Source organism: Microvirga sp. P4_G7, assembly GCF_056401005.1.
Genome location: NZ_JBFUKD010000825.1, coordinates 1 through 1,419, shown reverse-complemented (window position 1 = coordinate 1,419; position 1,419 = coordinate 1). Strand labels below are relative to the sequence as shown.

1 protein-coding gene is annotated in these 1,419 nt (G+C 58.1%); it reads left to right on the top strand.

All coding sequences use genetic code 11. From position 1 onward, the window contains the following. Positions 1–91: 91 nt before the first annotated feature. The coding region (sufB, locus tag AC1DT3_RS21035; RefSeq protein WP_477467136.1) for a Fe-S cluster assembly protein SufB at positions 92–1,419 on the top strand (1,328 nt) is incomplete at its 3' end.

The window sequence follows — 1,419 nt, the reverse complement described above, 5'->3', positions numbered from 1 at the left end:
GTAGGCGAACGCGGCCTAATTCCAGGTCCTCGCTCGTTTTTCATTGTCATCAACCCGCGGTCCTTGAAACCGTGAGCGGTGGGAGAGACAGATGCCTGCTGTGCAGGAGACGATCGACCAAGTCCGGTCGATCGACGTCGATCAGTATAAGTACGGCTTCGAAACCGTCGTCGAGATGGAAAAGTCTCCCAAGGGCCTTTCCGAGGACGTGATCCGATTCATCTCGGCCAAGAAGGGCGAGCCGGAATGGATGCTCCAATGGCGTCTCGACGCCTACAAGCGCTGGCTCACCCTGACGGAACCCAATTGGGCGCGGGTGTCGTACGACAAGATCGATTACAACGACATTTATTACTATGCCGCGCCGAAGATGAACGCGGCGCCGCAATCGCTCGACGAGGTCGATCCCGAGATTCTCAAGACTTATGAGAAACTCGGTATTCCCCTGCGCGAGCAGGAAATCCTGGCGGGCGTCGAACCCAAGAACCGCGTCGCGGTGGATGCGGTGTTCGACAGCGTGTCCGTTGCGACGACCTTCAAGGAAGAGCTCAAGAAGGCCGGCGTGATCTTCATGCCGATCTCAGAGGCCATCCGCGAGTATCCGGATCTCGTTCGCCAATATCTGGGAACAGTCGTTCCGGTTACGGACAACTTCTTTGCGACGTTGAATTCGGCTGTCTTTACGGACGGCTCGTTCGTGTATATCCCGCCGGGCGTTCGCTGCCCGATGGAATTGTCGACCTATTTCCGCATCAACGAGAAGAACACCGGTCAGTTCGAGCGCACGCTCATCATCGCCGACAAGGGCTCGTACGTCTCCTATCTCGAGGGCTGCACGGCTCCCAAGCGCGACGAGAACCAGCTTCACGCGGCGGTCGTCGAACTCATTGCGCTCGACGATGCCGAGATAAAGTACTCGACCGTTCAGAACTGGTACCCGGGCGACGCCGAGGGCCGTGGCGGTATCTACAATTTCGTCACCAAACGGGGCGATTGCCGCGGCAAGAACGCCGTCATCACCTGGACTCAGGTCGAGACGGGATCGGCTATCACCTGGAAGTATCCGTCCTGCATTCTGCGCGGCGACAATTCCCGCGGCGAGTTCTACTCGATCGCGGTGTCGAACGGCATGCAGCAGGTCGATTCCGGTACGAAGATGATTCATCTCGGCAAGAACACGACGAGCCGGATCATCTCGAAGGGTATCGCCGCCGGCAAGTCGGAGAACACGTATCGTGGTCTCGTATCGGCTCACCGCAAGGCGACTGGCGCGCGTAACTTCACGAACTGCGACTCGCTGTTGATCGGCAATCAATGCGGGGCCCACACGGTGCCCTATATCGAGTCGAAGAACGCGAGCGCGGTTTTCGAGCACGAGGCGACGACGTCCAAGATCTCCGAAGATCAGATGTTCTATTG